This is a genomic window from Pseudomonas sp. NPDC089428 (assembly GCF_044749325.1).
Taxonomy (GTDB): domain Bacteria; phylum Pseudomonadota; class Gammaproteobacteria; order Pseudomonadales; family Pseudomonadaceae; genus Aquipseudomonas.
Genome location: NZ_JBIVHT010000026.1, coordinates 12,184 through 28,583, shown reverse-complemented (window position 1 = coordinate 28,583; position 16,400 = coordinate 12,184). Strand labels below are relative to the sequence as shown.

The following is a 16,400-nucleotide window of genomic DNA, read 5'->3' as shown; positions in this document are numbered from 1 at the left end:
CTGAAACCTGATGAACAAATCTTCATGTTCGTGTTAACGCCCTGATGGTGGGCGGGATGCGTGATCCGGGGCGGTGACCGGGTCGCGCTTGCCTTGAGGCGCGGGGCCGGGTTGCGTAGCATCGCCGGCCCTGGGGCCGCTGGGCGGCCCATTCGCGGGACAAGCCCGCTCCCACAAGTACCGCGCAAGCCCAAGATCGGCGCAGTACATGTGGGAGCGGGCTTGCCCCGCGAACGAGGGCAAAGCCCTCGCCCGCCGAATTCGCTACTGTACAGAGCCCCCATGCCACAACCGATCCCCCTCAAGGACCACGAAAAGGAAAAACACCTGGTCAACCGCCGGCTCCTGGCCTGCGCCGCCCTGGTGTTCAGCCTGTGCGCCGTCCTGGTGGGCCGGCTCTACGTGCTGCAGGTGCTGCAGCACGACCAGCAGAGCGCAGTGTCGGAAAACAACCGCGTGCACATCCTGCCCATCGCCCCCGAGCGCGGGCTGATCTATGACCGCAACGGCGTGGTGCTGGCCGACAACAAGCCCAGCTTCGACCTGACCATGACCCGCGAGCGCGCCGGCGACTCGGCCAAGGTGCTCGACAGCCTGGCCGAAATCCTCGGCCTCGGTGAAGACGACCGCAAGCAGTTCGACAAGGACCTGCGCCGTGGCCGCAAACCGTTCGAGCCAGTCACCCTGATGGTCGGCCTGACGGAAGAACAGATCGCCCTGATCGCGGTCAACCAGTTCCGCCTGCCAGGCCTGGACGTCGAACCCCAGTTCATCCGCGAATATCCGCTGGCCGAACACTTCGCCCATTCGGTCGGGTACGTTGGGCGCATCAACGAAAAAGAAGCCAAGACCCTCGACAGCACCGAGTACCGTGGCACCCAGTCCATCGGCAAGACCGGCATCGAGCACTTCTACGAAGCCCAGCTGCACGGCCACGTAGGCTACGAAGAAGTGGAAACCAACGCCCAGGGCCGGGTGATGCGCGTGCTCAACCACAAGGACCCGATCCCCGGCAAGGACATCATCCTCAGCCTCGACTCGCACCTGCAGGTGGCCGCCGAAAAGGCCCTGGGCGACCGCCGTGGCGCCGTGGTGGTACTCGACCCGGCCAACGGCGACGTGCTGGCAATGGTCAGCAACCCGAGCTTCGACCCCAACCTGTTCGTCAAAGGCATCAGCTTCAAGCAGTACGCCGCGCTGCGCGACTCGATCGACCGGCCGCTGTTCAACCGCGTGCTGCGCGGCCTGTATGCGCCCGGCTCGACGGTCAAGCCGGAGGTGGCCATCGCCGGCCTCGACAGCGGCGTGATCACCCCCGGCAGCCGGGTGTTCGACCCGGGTTACTACGAGCTGCCCAACTACGACCACAAGTACCGCAACTGGAACCACAGCGGCGATGGCTGGGTAGACATGTACACCGCCATCATGCGTTCCAACGACACCTACTTCTACGACCTGGCGCACAAGCTTGGCATCGACCGCCTGCACGACTACATGGCCGAGTTCGGCCTGGGCCAGAAGGTCTCGCTGGACATGTTCGAGGAAGCCCCCGGGCTGATGCCTTCACAGGCGTGGAAGCGCGCCACCCGGCGCCAGGCCTGGTTCCCGGGCGAGACGCTGATCCTCGGCATCGGCCAGGGCTACATGCAGGTCACCCCGTTGCAGCTGGCCCAGGCCACCAGCCTGCTGGCGAGCAAGGGCGTATGGCACCGCCCGCACCTGGCCATGACCGTGGGTGGCGAGGCGCCGGTCGACCCCAACCCGATGCCCGACATCGTGCTGCATGACAAGCACGCCTGGGACCAGGTCAACGTCGGCATGCAGATGGTCATGCACGACCCGCGCGGCATCGCCCGCGCCGCTGCCGCCGGCGCCCAGTACCGCATCGCAGGCAAGAGCGGCACGGCCCAGGTGGTGGCGATCAAGCAGGGTGAACGCTACAACCGCAACAAGACCCTCGAGCGGCACCGCGACAACGCCCTGTTCGTCGGTTTCGCCCCGGCCGACCACCCCAGCGTGGTGGTGGCAGTGATGATCGAGAACGGCGAGGCCGGCGGCCGTGTTGCCGGGCCGGTGGTGCGCGAAGTCATGGATGCCTATCTGCTCGATGAGCAGGGCCATCTCAAGCCACAATATGCCGGTACGCCGGCGGCCAAGGCCGTGCCGCACAGCTGACGGGCCGCCGGGAACACTGGTGTCTCAAATTGCTACACTTCGAAGCGCCGGGCAGGCGCTTCATGCCTGCCCGGTGGGTTGAAAGCCCTTCGAATCCACCATTTACCTTATTGAAATCAAAGCCTTGCCTTGCCAGCAGCACAGCCGTCGCACGCTTCAGGCCTGCTTTTTGCTTGAATATTCAAGTGAATTGTAAGGCATACCCCGAAGACCAAGAGTCGCCCGAGCGATCCGCGTCAAGTCCTACCGTGCGAGGCATCCATGACCCCTGCAAGCCGTGTTTCCGACGACCACTTCCAGGCCTGGCTGAGCCAGGTCAATGAAGCCTGCGGCCATTTCAACGGCCGCAAGCTCGACGCCGGCTTCGTCGGCCAGCTGGAAAAGTGCCAGGCAGGCCAGATCTCCATGAGTATCGTCGACATGACTCAGGTCAACCTGTTCCGCGGCCCGCGGGAAATCCGTGCCAGCAGTGCCGACCACTACTACGCCGTGCTGCAGATGGCCGGCACCTCGCGCATCGAGCACCAGGATGCCCGCATCGAACTGCAGGCCGGCGACCTCACCCTGATCGATGCCAGCACCCCGCTGGACATGCACTTCCACCAGCGCTCGCGCCAGCTGTCGCTGATCCTGCCGCGCAGCCAGGTGCAAAGCGGCACCCGGGGTATCGGCGTGGCCTGTGCCAGGCGGATCGAGGCCAACACGCCGCTGGCCAGCATGGCCCGGCTGATGATGCTCGAAGCCGGCCGCACCCAGCACATGGCCAACCACGAGAGCCAGGCGGTGCTCGACGCCCTGATCACCGTGCTGCGCCCGGCCATTGCCCAGGACGCCATCCCCGGCAGCCATGAACGCATGTTCCGCAAGGCCCTGGCGCTGATCGACCAGAACATCACCTGCGAAGGCCTCAGCCCCGAGTTCATCGCCCGCGAAGTGGGCATTTCGATGCGCAGCCTGTACCGCATCTTCGCCAAGCACGAGCTGGTCATCGCCCAGTACATCCGCAACCGCCGCCTGGACTTCTGCGCCGAGAGCCTGCGCAACCCGGCCATGGACCAGAAGGTTTCGTCGCTGGGCTACGCCTGGGGCTTTTCCGATTCGAGCTATTTCAGCACCGCGTTCAAGGCCCGCTTCGGCATGAGCCCCGGCGAGTACCGCAAGCGTCACGCCAACTGACCAGCCGGGCAAACCGGCCTCAAGTAACCTCTTGTTCTACCAAGGCCCCGCAACGGGGCCTTCGGCGTTTCAGCCCTGCCGTCACCTTGGCACGGTGCCAAAGGCAACTGGCAGCCAGCACAAAAACTGCTACCAGTGCTTCCTGCATGATCGTTGGCATGTCTTCGGAACTTCTGCCAAACCCATAACAAAGGAAGCCAGACCATGCACCACCGCCCGTTCCGTCTCACCCTGGCCGCGGTCCTCGCCGCACTCCTGGCGGGAGCCTCGCTGGAGGCGTCCGCCCTGGAGCTGTACGGCGATGACGAGCGCCACCTCAATGCCAACGTGGAGGCCGTGTTCGGTGCATTCCACAGTGAAGAAAGCTATGCCATCGCCCGCGACCAGCCCGGCTCCACCTCATGGCGCGAGGGCTACATCAAGTACGGCCTGAGCGGCGACCAGCGCCTGGGGGGCAGCGGCTCGCTGTACGGCGCCTTCGCCCTGCTCAGCTCCGGCACCTGGGGCGATGGCGACGCCGCCGGTTTCAGCGACGGCAGCGAACGCACCACCAAGATCGAGGATGCCTACCTGGGCTGGAAGTCCGGCAACCTGGTGCCCGCACTGGGCGAGGACGGTATCGACCTGTCGTTCGGCAAGCAGATGATCGCGGTCGGTGACGGCTTCCTGATCCAGGGCGACTCTCTTAACGTCGGCCACGGCCTTGCCGATGGCCAGTTCAACCGCGGCGGCGCCTACTACCTGGCGGCGCGCAAGAGCTTCGACAAGACCGCCGTGCTGCGCCTGGGCGGCAAGCAGGGCTGGCGCAGCGACCTGATGTGGCTGCAATCGGACAACCGCGCCCAGGCCAAGACCGAAATGCACGTCGCCACCCTGGAGCACGTGGCCGATGCCGGAACGGTCGGCCTGACCTACATCGACACCACCCACGTCGACAAGGCATTTGCCTCGCCCCAGCAGCTGGAGCGCGACGGCATGAAAACCTACAGCCTGCGCGGCCAGGGCAATGCCGGGGTGGAGAACCTGTTCCTGTCCGGCGAGTACGCCAAGCAGGACAAACCGCACACCGCCACTGAGGATGCCTGGTACCTGGAAGCCGGCTGGACCTTCGCCGACGTGCCGTGGCAACCGAACATCAGCTACCGCTACAGCCGTTTCTCCGAAGGCTATGACACCTTGTTCTACGGGCTGAGCCGCGGCCTGGGTACCTGGTTCCAGGGTGAAGTGGCCGGCAACTATGCCGGGCCGTTCAACAGCAATGCGCGCATTCAGAAAGTGGGGCTGAAGGTGAGCCCTACCCCGTCGCTCAACGTCGGGATCCTGGGTTTCAACTTCGACACCATCGACCGCAACCTGGGCAATGCCGACGGGCATGAGGTGGATCTGTATGCGGAGTGGACCATCAACGAGCACCTGATGATCGTGCCGCTGGTGGGCTTGTACCAGCCTGATCGCAGTGCCGAGCAAGGCGGGACGCAGCTGGGCAATGACAACCGCAACCTGTATAGCCAGGTGGTGTTTGTCAGTACCTTCTGAGTTAAAACCGGGGGGCTGCTTTGCAGCCCATCGCCGGCAAGCGCGGCTCCCACAGGTAAGTTACTGCCCTTGAACCCGGTGGTGTCCCTGTGGGAGCCGCGCTTGCCGGCGATGGGCCGCAAAGCGGCCCCAGTAGCAGGGACTAACGCTCCGGCACCGGCAAAGGCGCCTCACTGTTCCAGGCGGTCACCGGCCGGCTGAACAGGTTCTCGGTCTGGAAGTGCGCCATCCGCCACTGCCCTTCCTCCTGCGTGAAACGCACCGTCAGGCGCGCCGCATTCAGGTGCGAAGCACCGTCGGCAAAGGTGCTGGTCTGCAGCATCACCCACCGCCCCAGCCCCCGCCCACCGTCCACCTCGATGACCTCGCTGGTCAGGAAGTGCACGTTCAAGGCGAAGTGCGCCGGGGTCTTCATGTAGGTGGCGAACATCGCGCCAATCGCCTCACGCCCCCGGTAGCCCCCAAAACTCGCGGCGTACTTGGCACCCTTGCCCTCCCACACGGCCTCGCGGGTGAACAGCCCGGCCAGCTCATCCAGCGGCGTGCTGGCGTCGAGCTGGTCGCACAATTCCATGTAGCGGTTGATGCACACGCGAATGGCCTGCTGGTCTTCGAAGCGCTGCAGGCGGGCCTGCAGTTCATGGATATCGCTCATCGCCACCTCAGTACAGGTTCAGCAGCAAACGCTCGGCCACGGCCAGCAGTTTCTCGTCGGCGCCCTTGGCCGCCACCAGTTGCAAGCCAACCGGCAGGCCGGCTTCGCTGCCCAGCGGAATGCTCAAGGCCGGGTGCCCGGACAGGTTGAACGGCCGCACCAGCGAGGTCATGCCCAGCACCGCTCGTGTGTCGGCAGCGTCTTCCAGGCGCAGCGGGAAGTCCGGCATGGTCGGCAGCGCCAGCACATCGTAGGTGGCCAGGGCCTGGTCGACTTCCGCGGTGAAGCGCCGGCGCACCTCTTGCGCTTCAGCCAGCGCAGTGTCGGTGGTCTGCCCCGCCGCCGCCAGGCGCCCGGCGATGTCGGCACCGACCTTGCCGGTTTCCAGCAGGTGGCCACAGCCGGCGAAGGTTTCGCGGTTGATCACCACCATGCCGGCCTCGTAGGCCGCACCAAAATGCTTGAACTCGACGTTGCCCAGCGCCAGGCCACTGGCGGTCAGGGCGCCCTGCACCACTTTGTGGATCGCCGCCTCGGCGGTAACCCGTAGCACGCCGATACGGGCCTTGGCCGGGACCTGCGCCGGGGTGAAAGTCGGGTCGATCATGCTCATCGCCCGCACCAGCATCGGCAGGCTCGCGGCAAACGGGCCGACGCAGTCGAGGCTGGTTTGCGCCGGCATCACACCTTTGCGGCTGACCCGGCCAAAGGTCGGCTTGAGGCCGAACACACCGCAGCAGCAGGCCGGTACCCGCACCGAGCCACCGGTGTCGGTGCCCAGGCTGAAATCAGCCAGGCCCGCCGCCACTGCTGCCGCCGAGCCGCTGGAAGAGCCACCCGGAATGCGCCCGGGGAAGCGTGGGTTGGCCGCCGTGCCGGTGTAATGGTTGATGCCGGTGGTGCCGAACGCCAGCTCATGCAGGCTTACCTTGCCGGTCAGCCGCGCGCCGTTGGCCAGCAACTGGCTGACCACCTCGGCATGCCGTTCGGCCAGCGGGGCGTGCTCCAGCGCCTGGCTACTGGCGCGGGTCGCGGTACCGGCGACGTCGATGGTGTCCTTGACCACGACCCGGGGGCCGCTGCCGCCCAGGTCAAGGGGTTCAACTATGATTGTCATTTTCATGGAGCCCTTTTCAAGAATGGATGCCGGACCGTGGCCCAGCCATGAACATGCGTGCTAATTACTGGAAATGTCAACTGAACATTCCCGTAATTGCTGGCACGCTCGCGGTGGTCAAATGCGCGGAAAGGTCTATGATGTCGCGACTATTTCCGCACAAGTAGTGAATCAATGAGCACGTCTAAAAACAAAGGCCACAGCCATCACGACCCGGCCAGCGATGAATTTCGCAAGGAAGATTTCCCCTTCTACTGGCTGGCCCGTGTGCACGGCCGCTACACCCAGAACATGGAACGTCTGCTGAAGAAGGTCGACCTCGACGTGCCGCGCTGGCGCGTGCTGTGGATCCTCAACGAGAACGGTGAATCGAGCATTTCCGAGATCTCCACCCATGCCATCGCCAAGCTGTCGACCATCACCAAGATCGTCTACCGCATGAAGGAAGATGGCCTGGTCGATACCGCGCCCAGCCCCGAAGACGGGCGCGTGACCCAGGTGCGCATCACCGAGGTCGGCCTGCAGAACATCGAGCGCATGCAGGATGTGACCCGCGAGTTGTTCCAGCGCAGCTTCAAGGGGTTGACCGAGGCGCAGGTGCAGCGGTTGAACAAGATGCTGGAAGTGGTGTTCCACAACCTCGAAACCTTGTGACTACCGGGGCCGCCGTGCGGCCCCCGCTTTCAGCAAGCCTTCGACGACTCGCACACCCGGTGATAGGCGCGGTTGAAATACACCAGCCCGTCATCGGCACCGCCGTGGCGGATGTCCTGGATCTCGCAGTAGAAGATGCTGTGCGAGCCCACCTCATGCACCTGGGCAATCCGGCAATCGAAGTTGACCAGCGCTTCCTGCATCACCGGCGCGCCACTCTCCAGCACCGTCCAGTCGGTAACGGCAAAACGCTCGTCCATGTTCAGGTTGCGGTTGGCAAACGCCCCCGACAGTTCCTGGTGGGTGCCGGCCAGCACGTTCACGCACAGCGCGCCGTTGGCCTTGAACTGCTCGTTGGAGTACGAAGAACGGTTCATGCACACCAGCAAGGTGGGCGGCGAGTCCGTCACGCTGCACACCGCCGAGGCGGTGAAGCCGAAGCGGCCGGCCGGGCCATCGGTGGTGATGACCGATACGGCACCACCGAGCAGCGCCATTGCGTTGCGAAATTGCGATACGTCTACCATGGTCATGCTCCTCAGATATCCAGCACCAGCTTGTTGGACTTGGCCCGCGAGCAGCACACCAGGATCTGGTCGTTCGCGGCTTTTTCTTCATCGGTCAGGTACACATCGCGGTGGTCCGGCTCGCCTTCGAGCACTTCGCACATGCAGGTGCCACACACGCCCTGCTCGCACGAGATGTCGATCTTGATGCCCACCTGCGCCAAGGCGTCGAGAATGCTCTGGCCCTCGGCGACCTGCACGGTCTTGTTGCTGCGTGCAGCGACCACTTCGAAGCCGGCACCGCTGGCGTCGACCTCGACCTGGAAGTACTCCTTGTGGATGTGCGCCTCGCTGTAGCCTTGCTGGCGCGCGCCATCGATCACCCAGTCCATGAAGCCCGACGGGCCGCAGGTGTACAGGTGGGTGCCGGGCGTGCCGCTGCCGAGCACATCCGCCAGGTTCAGGCGCTGGGAGGCCTCTTCATCGTCGAAGTGGGTGAACACCCGAGCGGCGAACGGCGCGCTGGCCAGCGCATCGAGGAAGGCACTGCGGCTGCGCGAGCGCCCGCAGTAATGCAGTTCGAAATCGGCCCCCTGCTGGTGCAGGGCATGGGCCATGGCGATCATCGGCGTGATGCCGATGCCGCCACCCAGCAGGATCGAGCGGCGCGCATCGGCCGCCAGCGGGAACAGGTTGCGTGGAGTGCTGATCTGCACCTCATGCCCTTCCAGCAACGTGTCATGCACGCTCGCCGAGCCACCGCGGGAGGCCGGGTCTTTCAATACGCCCAGGCGATACACCGTGGCATCGGCCGGGTCGCTGCACAGCGAATACTGGCGCACCAGGCCCGGGGCGACATGGATATCCACATGCGCGCCCGCCTCGAAGGCCGGCAGCGCCGCGCCATCGGCCCGGCCCAGGTCGAGCACGACCACGTCAGCCCCTTGGATCTCGCGCTTGCGCACGACTACGTTCAACAGTTGTTCATTCATGGCCGGTGTCCCGCCTAACAGAGGGGCGCGTGGGCGCCCCGGAAAATATCAACGCATGAACAGGCCGCCGTTCACGTCCCAGGTCGCCCCGGTGGTGAAGTAGGCCTCGGGCCGCGCCAGTTGCACGATCAGGTCGCCAAGGAAATCGGCATCGCCCAGGCGCTGCACCGGGATGTTCGCCAGCAACCCCTGCATACGTTCGGCCGGCACTGCGGCGTGCACCGCAGGCGAGTCGATCGGGCCAGGGGCAATGGCATTGACGGTGACGCCGCGGCTCGCGAACTCCTTGGCGAAGATCTTGGTCAAGGTGACGATCGCGCCCTTGCTCGCCGCGTAGTGCGCACCGGTGGCGGTGCCGCCGTTCTGCCCGGCCAGCGAGGCCATGTTGATGATCCGCCCGTAGCCGGCTTCGGCCAGGTGCGCGCCAAGCACCTGGCAGCCGAGGAACACGCTGCGCAGGTTGAGGCCGACCACGGCGTCGAACTCTTCGGGGCTGATCTGCATCAGCGGCGTGGTCTTGGTGACGGCGGCGTTGTTGACCACCACGTGCAGGGCGCCGAAGTGCTCCAGCACCTGGGCCAGGGCCTGCTCGAAGTCGGCCTTGTCGCCGACGTCGAGCTTGACCGCCAGGGTGCACCCGCCCAGCGTTTTGGCGGTGGCCTGGGCCAGCGCCAGGTCGCGGTCCGAGACCACCACGTCGAAGCCTGCGGCGAGCAGCCGGGCACAGAAGCGCTGGCCGAGGCCCTGGCCGGCGCCGGTTACCAATGCGACTTGATTCATGGCGCGCTCCTCAGAGGATGTAGCCGATGCCGGCAAGGGCATCGTCGCTGTTGATCAGGCTGATCACCTTGCGGTGGATCCTGAAGCCGCCTTCGGCGCGGACCAGGGTGTAGGTCAGGTCGGCGCTGTAGTGCTTGAGGCTTTCCTTGCGGAACTCGCGGATGTTCTGCGCGGCCCGCACGGTCACGTTGACGCCGTCATCATTGAGCACGCGCAAACGCGAGATCGTGCGCACGGTGCGTGGCTGCGGGCTGGTGGAGATCGACTCGCCACCGATCAGCCGCTGCACGCGCAGGCCACGCATGTGGTGGTCGTCGTAGGCGTAGTTCAGGGTGTTCTCGTAGTCGGTCTCTTTCGGGTTGATCGGGATGATATAGGCCCCTTTCTCGGTCCACAGGCTCAGCCAGGTGTCGTATTCACCGTGGTCGAGCATGTCGCCTTCCTGCCAGATGAACGCGGTGACTTCGTTGAGCAGATTCAGGTTCATCATTTGGCCTCCGCGGTCATCATCTTCTTCCACTGCTGGTACGCCGCCCGCATGCCGGTTTCGGCACTGACGTCGGAGACCAGGCCATCTTCGCTGGGCTTCTCGCCCGGCAGGCCGCGGTTGAGCATGATCCACAGGTTCTCGCCGGCATTGGCGCCTTTCTGCACCCGCTCCCAAGCCTCGGAATCGTCCGGCGTGCCGAAGCCCATCGGGCCCTGGAAGTGCTCGTGCAGGCGCAGGCGGTAGCGGTTGGCCGCCGCCGGGCCGCCGTCCATGGTGATCACCGAGTGGTGGATTTCCGTTTCCGTGACCGAGATCGGCTGCAGCACGCGGAAGAACGCCATCGAGCAGGCGACGTTGGGGAACAGGTTGAGGTTGAAGCCCGAACCGCCGACGGCGCGGACGATACGGCGCACCTGCTGCTCCTCGATGCCCTCGTCACGCAGCTCGGCGGCCAGCGACTCGAAACGCTCGGGGATCGGCTTGTCGAGGTCGGCTTCCAGGTCCACCAGGTCGGGGATCATCACCATCACGCTGTGGCCGTTGCCCAGGTCCTCGACATAGCCGGGGCCTTTGACGAAGTCGAACAGCTCCAGCGTCTGCTCGTCCACCGAGGACAGGAAGCTCTTGTGCACCAGCGGGAAATGGTAGGCGTCGGTGGTGTTTTCCAGCTGGATCTTCCAGTTGCCGGGGAAGCGGAAGCGGTGCTCGCCGGGGACCTTGATGCCGTAGCCGGCGCCTTGCTTCATGAACAGGTCCATCCACTTCTTCGCCGCACCGAGGAAGTCTTCCAGCGGCTCGATATCATCCTTGAAGGTGGCGAAGACCATGCCGGCGTAGCTTTCGGTGCGCAGGCTGACCAGCGGCAGCTCGGCCTTGTCGATGCAGTCGCCGTAGCTTTCCGGGTGCGGGATGCCGCGCAGCGAGCCGTCGAGGGCGTAGCCCCAGCCGTGGTACGGGCAGACGAAGCTGTTGGTCTTGCCCTTCTTGTGCTCGCACACGGTGGCGCCGCGGTGGCGGCAGCGGTTGAGCAGCACGTTGATGGCTTTCTTGCGATCACGCACCACGATCACCGGCTGCTTGCCGATGTAGGTGGTCTTGTAGCTGCCGGCCTCGGGCACTTCGCTTTCGTGGGCGACCCAGATCCAGGTGCTGTGGAAGATCTTTTCCAGCTCGGCGTCGAACAGCGCCGGGTCGGTGTACAGGGAGGTGTGGACGCGGTCGGGCTGCACCAGCTCGGCCGGGTCGACCGTCAGGTTGATGGCGGGGATCAGGTTGGTCACGGCAGAGTCCTCGAATCAGGCGCGCTGGATGATCAGTTCGCGGCCGACACGGGCCTCGACCTTGGCATAGCGCCACAGCTTGTACGGCCCCTCGCCCACCGCAGTGGTGCGGAACAGGTTGCAGGCGGCGTGCACGGTCTCGATGTCTGGCACGTCGGCCAGCAGGTAGGTGGTCCAGGGGAAGCCGTCGGACGGGCCGACCATGCTCTGGTCGTCATCCATGTTGCCCAGCACCTTGACCCCGGCCAGGTCGTGGATGCCGTTCCACATCGCGCTGAACGCGGCCCACACTTGCAGCTGCTCCTCACGCGGGGCGTCGAAGAAGTTCTGGTTGATGCCCATGCAGAACAGCACGCGCAAGGCTTTCTTATCGCTCATGTCAGTAATCCCGAAAGTTACAGGTAGCCCGGCAGGGGCTGTTTGCCGAAGAACATCGCCCCGGCGTTCTGGTAGGTGACGTCGCCCATGAAGGCGTGCTGGGTCACCACTTGCGCGTCGTTGACGCAGCGGGCCAGCGGGCTTTCGTTGTAGATGCCGGTCATGCCCGAGAGCATCTGCGCGCTGCGCGCCACTTCGGCGGCCACGCGCGCGGCATGGGTGGAGGACAGGCGCAGCAGGTTGGTGACCTCGATCGGCACCGGGTCGCCGGCGAGCACATGTGCCCAGGCCTGCTCGATGGACTCGTAGAAGAACGCCCGCGCCGAACGCAGCGCCGCCTCGGCCTTGGCCACGTCGACCTGGGCCAGTGGGCGGTCGGCCAGCGCCGGGGCGCCGGTTACCGAGATACGCCCGCTGGCCATGCCCGACAGCTCGTCCAGCGCGGCACGGGCAATCCCCAGGCCGACCACCGAGAGCACCTGGGTGGCGAATGACAGCGACGGGTAGCGGAAGAACGGCTCGTCGAGGTTGGGCTTGCCACCGCGGACGAATGTCCACTGCTCGCCGACCACCACATCCTCGACCAGCAGGTCGTGGCTGCCAGTACCGAGCAGGCCGACGGTGTCCCAGGTTTCTTCGATGCGCGCCTGGCTGCGCGGCAGCACCGCCAGGCGCGGCAGGTCGAGCTTGTCGCCATTGCGCGGAGCGATGCCGACACCGACGATGTCGGCCCCCATCGAGCCACTGGAGTACTTCCAGCGGCCGTTGACCTTGAAACCGCCAGGCACGATCTCGGCCGGTTGCGGCGGGAAGATGCCACCGGCGAACACGGTGTCGGGGCTATTGCCGTAGATTTCGGCGATGGTCTCCAGCGGCAGCGCCGCCAGGTACACCGGGCTCATGCCAAAGCTGGCGACCCAACCGGCCGAGCCGTCGGCATGGGAAATGCGCTCGATCATTTCGCAGAAGGCACCCGGCGAGCATTCCAGCCCACCAAAGCGTTTCGGCACCAGGGCGCGGTACACGCCATGGGCCTTGAAGGCATCGATCACATCGCGGGAAATGTGACGCTGGCGATCGAACTCACCCAGGCGGGCACGATCACGCACCCCATCAAGCAAGGCCTCGAAGGCAGGGCCAGAGGCGAGCGCCGACACAGGCGCGGCACGCAGGCAAAGCGAATCCATGGACATTCTCCGTCTCAGGCGCGGTTTTCGTGTTGTTTGGCAGGCGGCGAAATGGCCAGGCTCGGCAAGGGCGAGCAGCGGCCACGCAGGGGGGCAAAGGCTGGGTCGGGCGGCATGGTTCTGTCTCTCTTGTTTTGGCTGCCGGTGACAAAAATTTGCGACCGATTACGTGAATTGTCAATTGAATTTTCACGCTAAAAATCACCACTACCTCTTGAGCTTTCATCCTGAAAATCAATCAAAAATGCTCTAGCCAATTGATTAATATCGGCTTTTACATCAATTGCTGGTCATGAAAACTCAGCTAAAAAAACTAACCGCGCACGGCAATATGCCGGAAAATTTTTAGTCGACTTTTCACATGATTCCGGAGAGAAAAAAGCTGGTGTAGGATGGCCAGGCAAGGAGCGCAACAAGGCCGGCCACCCGCGCCGCGCCCATAAAAACAACAGCTAGCGCCCCACCAGGATCGATGGGGACACGCCAATGCCTGCCGTGATTACCCCGAGGTCGAGGCCATGCCCACCCGCCACATCGACTTGCAGGACCATCGCCTGCGCTATCTGCACCTGAGCCACGACAAAGGCTCCATGCGCGCCGCCGCCGAAGCCCTGGGCGTCGCCACCTCATCGGTCAGCCGGCAGATCGCCCGGCTGGAAGAGGAACTGGACATCGAACTGGTCCGCCCTGGCACCCACCGCATCTGCCTGACGGCTGCCGGCGAGGCTGCCGTGGACTACTACGTCGAACGCATCCGCCAGCACGCCCAACTGGTCGATCGCCTGGACCAGCTACGCGGCCAGCAGCAGGCGTCGACCGTAATCGCCATCGGCGAGGGCCTGCTGGGTGCCCGGGCGATCAATTCGCTGCAGGGTTTTCTGCATGCCCATGGCGCGCACAAGGCCGAAATCATCAGTGCGCCCTCGCTGGAGGTGCAGCGCCGGGTACTGGCCGACGAGGCGCACCTGGGGGTGATCTTCGCCCCCAGCGCCACCGCGCGCCTGACCCGCCTGTTCAGCCTGGCCCAGCCACTGCGCATGATCGTGCACCGCGACAGCCGGCTGGCTGCGCGTACCACGGTCAGCCTGGAAGAAGTGGCGCGCGAGTCGCTGGTGCTGCCGGGTGCCGACTTCCGCGTGCGTGAACTGGCGGATGCGGCCTGCAAGGACCAGCCGTTCGCCATCGTGCCCACGCTCACCTCCAATTCGCTGGCGGTGATCCTCGACTTCGTCCGCTCCGGCATGGGCGCCACGTTGCTGGCCGAATTGCCGATCATCGACGAGCTCAAGAGCGGCACGTTCAAGGCACTGGCCATCGATTGCCCGGCGATGAATGCGACCGATATCCAGATCGTTACCCGGCGCGGGCGCACCCTGGATGGATTGAGCCGCGAGCTGGCCACGGAGATGGCGAGAGCGGTACGCATGGCAGCTAACGCCTGACCGAAAGACGACGCGATACCTGTAGGAGCCGCGCTTGCCGGCGATCGAGGGCGTAGCCCTCGCCTGCTGCCTGAAGGACTCCCGAAATGCCGAAAATCCTGGGGCCGCTTTGCGGCCCATCGCCGGCAAGCGCGGCTCCCACAGGGGATCGCAGCAGCTTTCGAAGTTGTTGCGCAAAACGCAACGACTTTGCCCGCCGCTGTCATTGAGCCCCACCCCCCTGCCCTTTAGCGTTGCTCACATAAGAAATCGCCCTACATAGGTGACCCCGTGAGCAACCTGATCCCCACCGTCAACCTGACGCTCGACCCGGCCGAGCTGGTGCAGCCCGACCGCGTCCACACCTCCCTGTACACCGACCCGGCGCTGTTCGACGCCGAGCTGGAAAAGATCTTCCACAGCACCTGGATCTGGGTCGCCCACGAAAGCGAAGTCCCGGACGCCGGCAGCTACAAGACCACCTACATCGGCAAGCAGCCGGTGATCGTGGTGCGTGACCGCAAGAAAGCCATCAACGTGCTGCTCAACCGCTGCCGCCACCGCGGCGCCACGGTCTGCGAGCACAAGAAGGGCAAGACCAACAGCTTCGTCTGCCCGTACCACGGCTGGGGCTACGCCCTCGACGGCTCGCTGCGCGGCATCCCGCACCCGGAAAGCTACGGCGACTGCATCGACAAGGCCGAGCTGCCGCTGGTCAGCCTGCGCACCGAAAGCTACGCCGGCATGGTCTTCGCCACCTTCAAGGATGATATCGAGCCGCTGGAAGACTTCCTCGGTGCGGCGAAGAAGTGGATGGACCTGTTCATGAAGCAAGGCGCCGGCTACGGCATCAAGGTCCCCGGCGAGCACCGCTTCCGCTTCCCCGGCAACTGGAAGATCCAGCTGGAAAACACCACCGACGCCTACCATTTCCCGCTGGTGCACAAGAGCTTCCTGTCCTCGGTGGACGAGCAGACGCTGGAGCTGTTCGACTTCGTCAAAGGCCCCGGCTACGTCGAGGACCTGGGCAACGGCCACAGCGTGATGGTGATGATTCCCGAGCTGGTGGACCTTGAAGCCGACCTCGACAAGCCGATCCCTGAGCGTTTCGAGTCGCTGGCCGCCGAGCTGCGCGATGAGGGCATCGAGGAACAGCAGGTACGCCGCATCGTGCGCGCCGTCGGTGGCTCGGGCTTCAACCTCAACCTGTTCCCCAACGTCGCCTGTTCGATGGCGTTCTTCCGCGTACTGCAGCCGATCTCGGTCACGGAAACGGAAATCCACCACTCGGTGATCACTATGGACGGCGGCCCGGCGGCGGCCAATCGCTACCGCCTGCGCCTGCATGAACACTTCCAGGGCCCGATGGGCTTTGGCACCCCGGACGATTCCGAGGCTTGGGAGCGCGTGCAGAAAGGCGCCAATGCCGGCGAGAACCTGTGGATCATGCTCAACCGCGGCCTGCCGGGCGAGAAGCCCAGCGAAGATGGCCTGGTCTCCGACGTCAGTGCCGAAACCGGCATGCGGGCGGCGTACCAGCAGTGGAAGAAGATGATGACGGCGGAGGCCAAATGATGAACCTGCAATTGCTCAATGAAGTCACCGCGTTCATCTGGCAGGAAGGCGACATGCTCGACCACGGTGAATACGACACCTGGCTGAACCTGTGGACCGAGAAAGGGACCTACATCATCCCGATCAACCCGAAAGAGACCGACTACGAGAACACCCTGAACTACGCCTACGACGACCACCACATGCGTGGCCTGCGCGTGCAGCGGCTGATCGGTGGCGAGTCGATCTCCACCAGCCCGCAGCCACGCACCGTGCGCACGATCTCGCGCTTTCGGGTGCTGGCCGACGACGGTGTCAACGTCACCGTGCGGGCCGCGCAGAACATCCGCGAGTTCCGCAAGGAAAGCCTCAAGCACTACAGCGCCGACCTGACCTACACCCTGGTCCGCGCTGAAGGCGGCTTCAGGATCCACCGCAAGGTGATCAGCCTGATCAACAGCGACGATGCCCTTGCCGGTATCGGCTACATCCTCTGAGG

General features: G+C 64.7%; 16 protein-coding genes. 7 read left to right on the top strand and 9 right to left on the bottom strand.

Annotated features, from left to right (window positions below):
- Positions 1-282 precede the first annotated feature (282 nt).
- The 3 genes from mrdA to ACIPZ5_RS26720 all read left to right on the top strand — a co-directional run bounded on the left by mrdA (position 283) and on the right by ACIPZ5_RS26720 (position 4,887).
- Positions 283-2,175: a penicillin-binding protein 2 gene (mrdA, locus tag ACIPZ5_RS26730; protein ID WP_261943772.1), complete on the top strand. Its 1,893-nt coding sequence runs from the start codon at positions 283-285 to the stop codon at positions 2,173-2,175.
- A 261-nt stretch (positions 2,176-2,436) separates the two neighbouring features.
- Positions 2,437-3,351: a transcriptional regulator FeaR gene (gene feaR / locus ACIPZ5_RS26725; protein ID WP_400811506.1), complete on the top strand. Its 915-nt coding sequence runs from the start codon at positions 2,437-2,439 to the stop codon at positions 3,349-3,351.
- 204 nt (positions 3,352-3,555) lie between these two features.
- Positions 3,556-4,887 (top strand): hypothetical protein, encoded by a 1,332-nt coding sequence (locus tag ACIPZ5_RS26720; protein WP_400811503.1) that lies wholly within the window; start codon positions 3,556-3,558, stop codon positions 4,885-4,887.
- A 142-nt stretch (positions 4,888-5,029) separates the two neighbouring features.
- On the opposite strand, the gene ACIPZ5_RS26715 is transcribed toward ACIPZ5_RS26720, so the two are convergent.
- Both ACIPZ5_RS26715 and ACIPZ5_RS26710 read right to left on the bottom strand, forming a co-directional pair.
- Positions 5,030-5,542 carry a nuclear transport factor 2 family protein gene (locus ACIPZ5_RS26715; protein ID WP_400811500.1) on the bottom strand — a complete coding sequence of 171 codons (513 nt, stop codon included), beginning with the start codon at positions 5,540-5,542 and terminating at the stop codon, positions 5,030-5,032.
- Positions 5,543-5,549: 7 nt separating this feature from the next.
- Complete coding sequence (locus ACIPZ5_RS26710) at positions 5,550-6,659, bottom strand: amidase (RefSeq protein WP_400811540.1); 1,110 nt, start codon at positions 6,657-6,659, stop codon at positions 5,550-5,552.
- A 174-nt stretch (positions 6,660-6,833) separates the two neighbouring features.
- Between ACIPZ5_RS26710 and ACIPZ5_RS26705 the strand changes: the two genes are divergently transcribed.
- Positions 6,834-7,313 carry a MarR family winged helix-turn-helix transcriptional regulator gene (locus ACIPZ5_RS26705; RefSeq protein ID WP_079228674.1) on the top strand — a complete coding sequence of 160 codons (480 nt, stop codon included), beginning with the start codon at positions 6,834-6,836 and terminating at the stop codon, positions 7,311-7,313.
- 29 nt (positions 7,314-7,342) lie between these two features.
- Here ACIPZ5_RS26705 and ACIPZ5_RS26700 read toward each other — a convergent pair whose 3' ends face one another.
- Genes ACIPZ5_RS26700 through iacA form a run of 7 tightly spaced genes read right to left on the bottom strand, consistent with a single transcriptional unit; the run spans position 7,343 to position 12,926 of the window.
- Positions 7,343-7,840, bottom strand: a complete 498-nt coding sequence (locus ACIPZ5_RS26700; RefSeq protein WP_103446926.1) for a flavin reductase — start codon at positions 7,838-7,840, stop codon at positions 7,343-7,345.
- An 11-nt stretch (positions 7,841-7,851) separates the two neighbouring features.
- A complete protein-coding gene (locus ACIPZ5_RS26695) occupies positions 7,852-8,811 on the bottom strand; it encodes a PDR/VanB family oxidoreductase (protein WP_400811497.1) in 960 nt (319 codons plus the stop codon).
- Between the two features lie 48 nt (positions 8,812-8,859).
- Positions 8,860-9,591, bottom strand: a complete 732-nt coding sequence (locus ACIPZ5_RS26690) for an SDR family NAD(P)-dependent oxidoreductase (RefSeq protein WP_400811495.1) — start codon at positions 9,589-9,591, stop codon at positions 8,860-8,862.
- A gap of 10 nt (positions 9,592-9,601) precedes the next feature.
- Positions 9,602-10,078 (bottom strand): aromatic-ring-hydroxylating dioxygenase subunit beta, encoded by a 477-nt coding sequence (locus ACIPZ5_RS26685; RefSeq protein ID WP_400811537.1) that lies wholly within the window; start codon positions 10,076-10,078, stop codon positions 9,602-9,604.
- Positions 10,078-11,361: a Rieske 2Fe-2S domain-containing protein gene (locus ACIPZ5_RS26680; protein WP_400811493.1), complete on the bottom strand. Its 1,284-nt coding sequence runs from the start codon at positions 11,359-11,361 to the stop codon at positions 10,078-10,080. The genes ACIPZ5_RS26685 and ACIPZ5_RS26680 overlap by 1 nt, the downstream gene beginning before the upstream one ends.
- Positions 11,362-11,376: 15 nt before the next feature.
- On the bottom strand, positions 11,377-11,739 hold the full coding sequence (locus tag ACIPZ5_RS26675) for an IacB protein (protein ID WP_261943763.1): 363 nt from the start codon (positions 11,737-11,739) through the stop codon (positions 11,377-11,379).
- A 17-nt stretch (positions 11,740-11,756) separates the two neighbouring features.
- Positions 11,757-12,926, bottom strand: coding sequence for an indole-3-acetate monooxygenase (iacA, locus tag ACIPZ5_RS26670; RefSeq protein WP_400811491.1), 1,170 nt, complete (start codon positions 12,924-12,926; stop codon positions 11,757-11,759).
- Positions 12,927-13,444: 518 nt separating this feature from the next.
- Between iacA and ACIPZ5_RS26665 the strand changes: the two genes are divergently transcribed.
- The 3 genes from ACIPZ5_RS26665 (at position 13,445) to ACIPZ5_RS26655 (ending at position 16,398) form a co-directional block, all read left to right on the top strand.
- Positions 13,445-14,368 (top strand): LysR family transcriptional regulator, encoded by a 924-nt coding sequence (locus ACIPZ5_RS26665; RefSeq protein WP_400811489.1) that lies wholly within the window; start codon positions 13,445-13,447, stop codon positions 14,366-14,368.
- Between the two features lie 270 nt (positions 14,369-14,638).
- Complete coding sequence (locus tag ACIPZ5_RS26660; protein WP_400811487.1) at positions 14,639-15,922, top strand: Rieske 2Fe-2S domain-containing protein; 1,284 nt, start codon at positions 14,639-14,641, stop codon at positions 15,920-15,922.
- Positions 15,922-16,398 (top strand): aromatic-ring-hydroxylating dioxygenase subunit beta, encoded by a 477-nt coding sequence (locus ACIPZ5_RS26655; RefSeq protein WP_400811534.1) that lies wholly within the window; start codon positions 15,922-15,924, stop codon positions 16,396-16,398. The genes ACIPZ5_RS26660 and ACIPZ5_RS26655 overlap by 1 nt, the downstream gene beginning before the upstream one ends.
- The last annotated feature ends 2 nt before the right edge of the window (positions 16,399-16,400 follow it).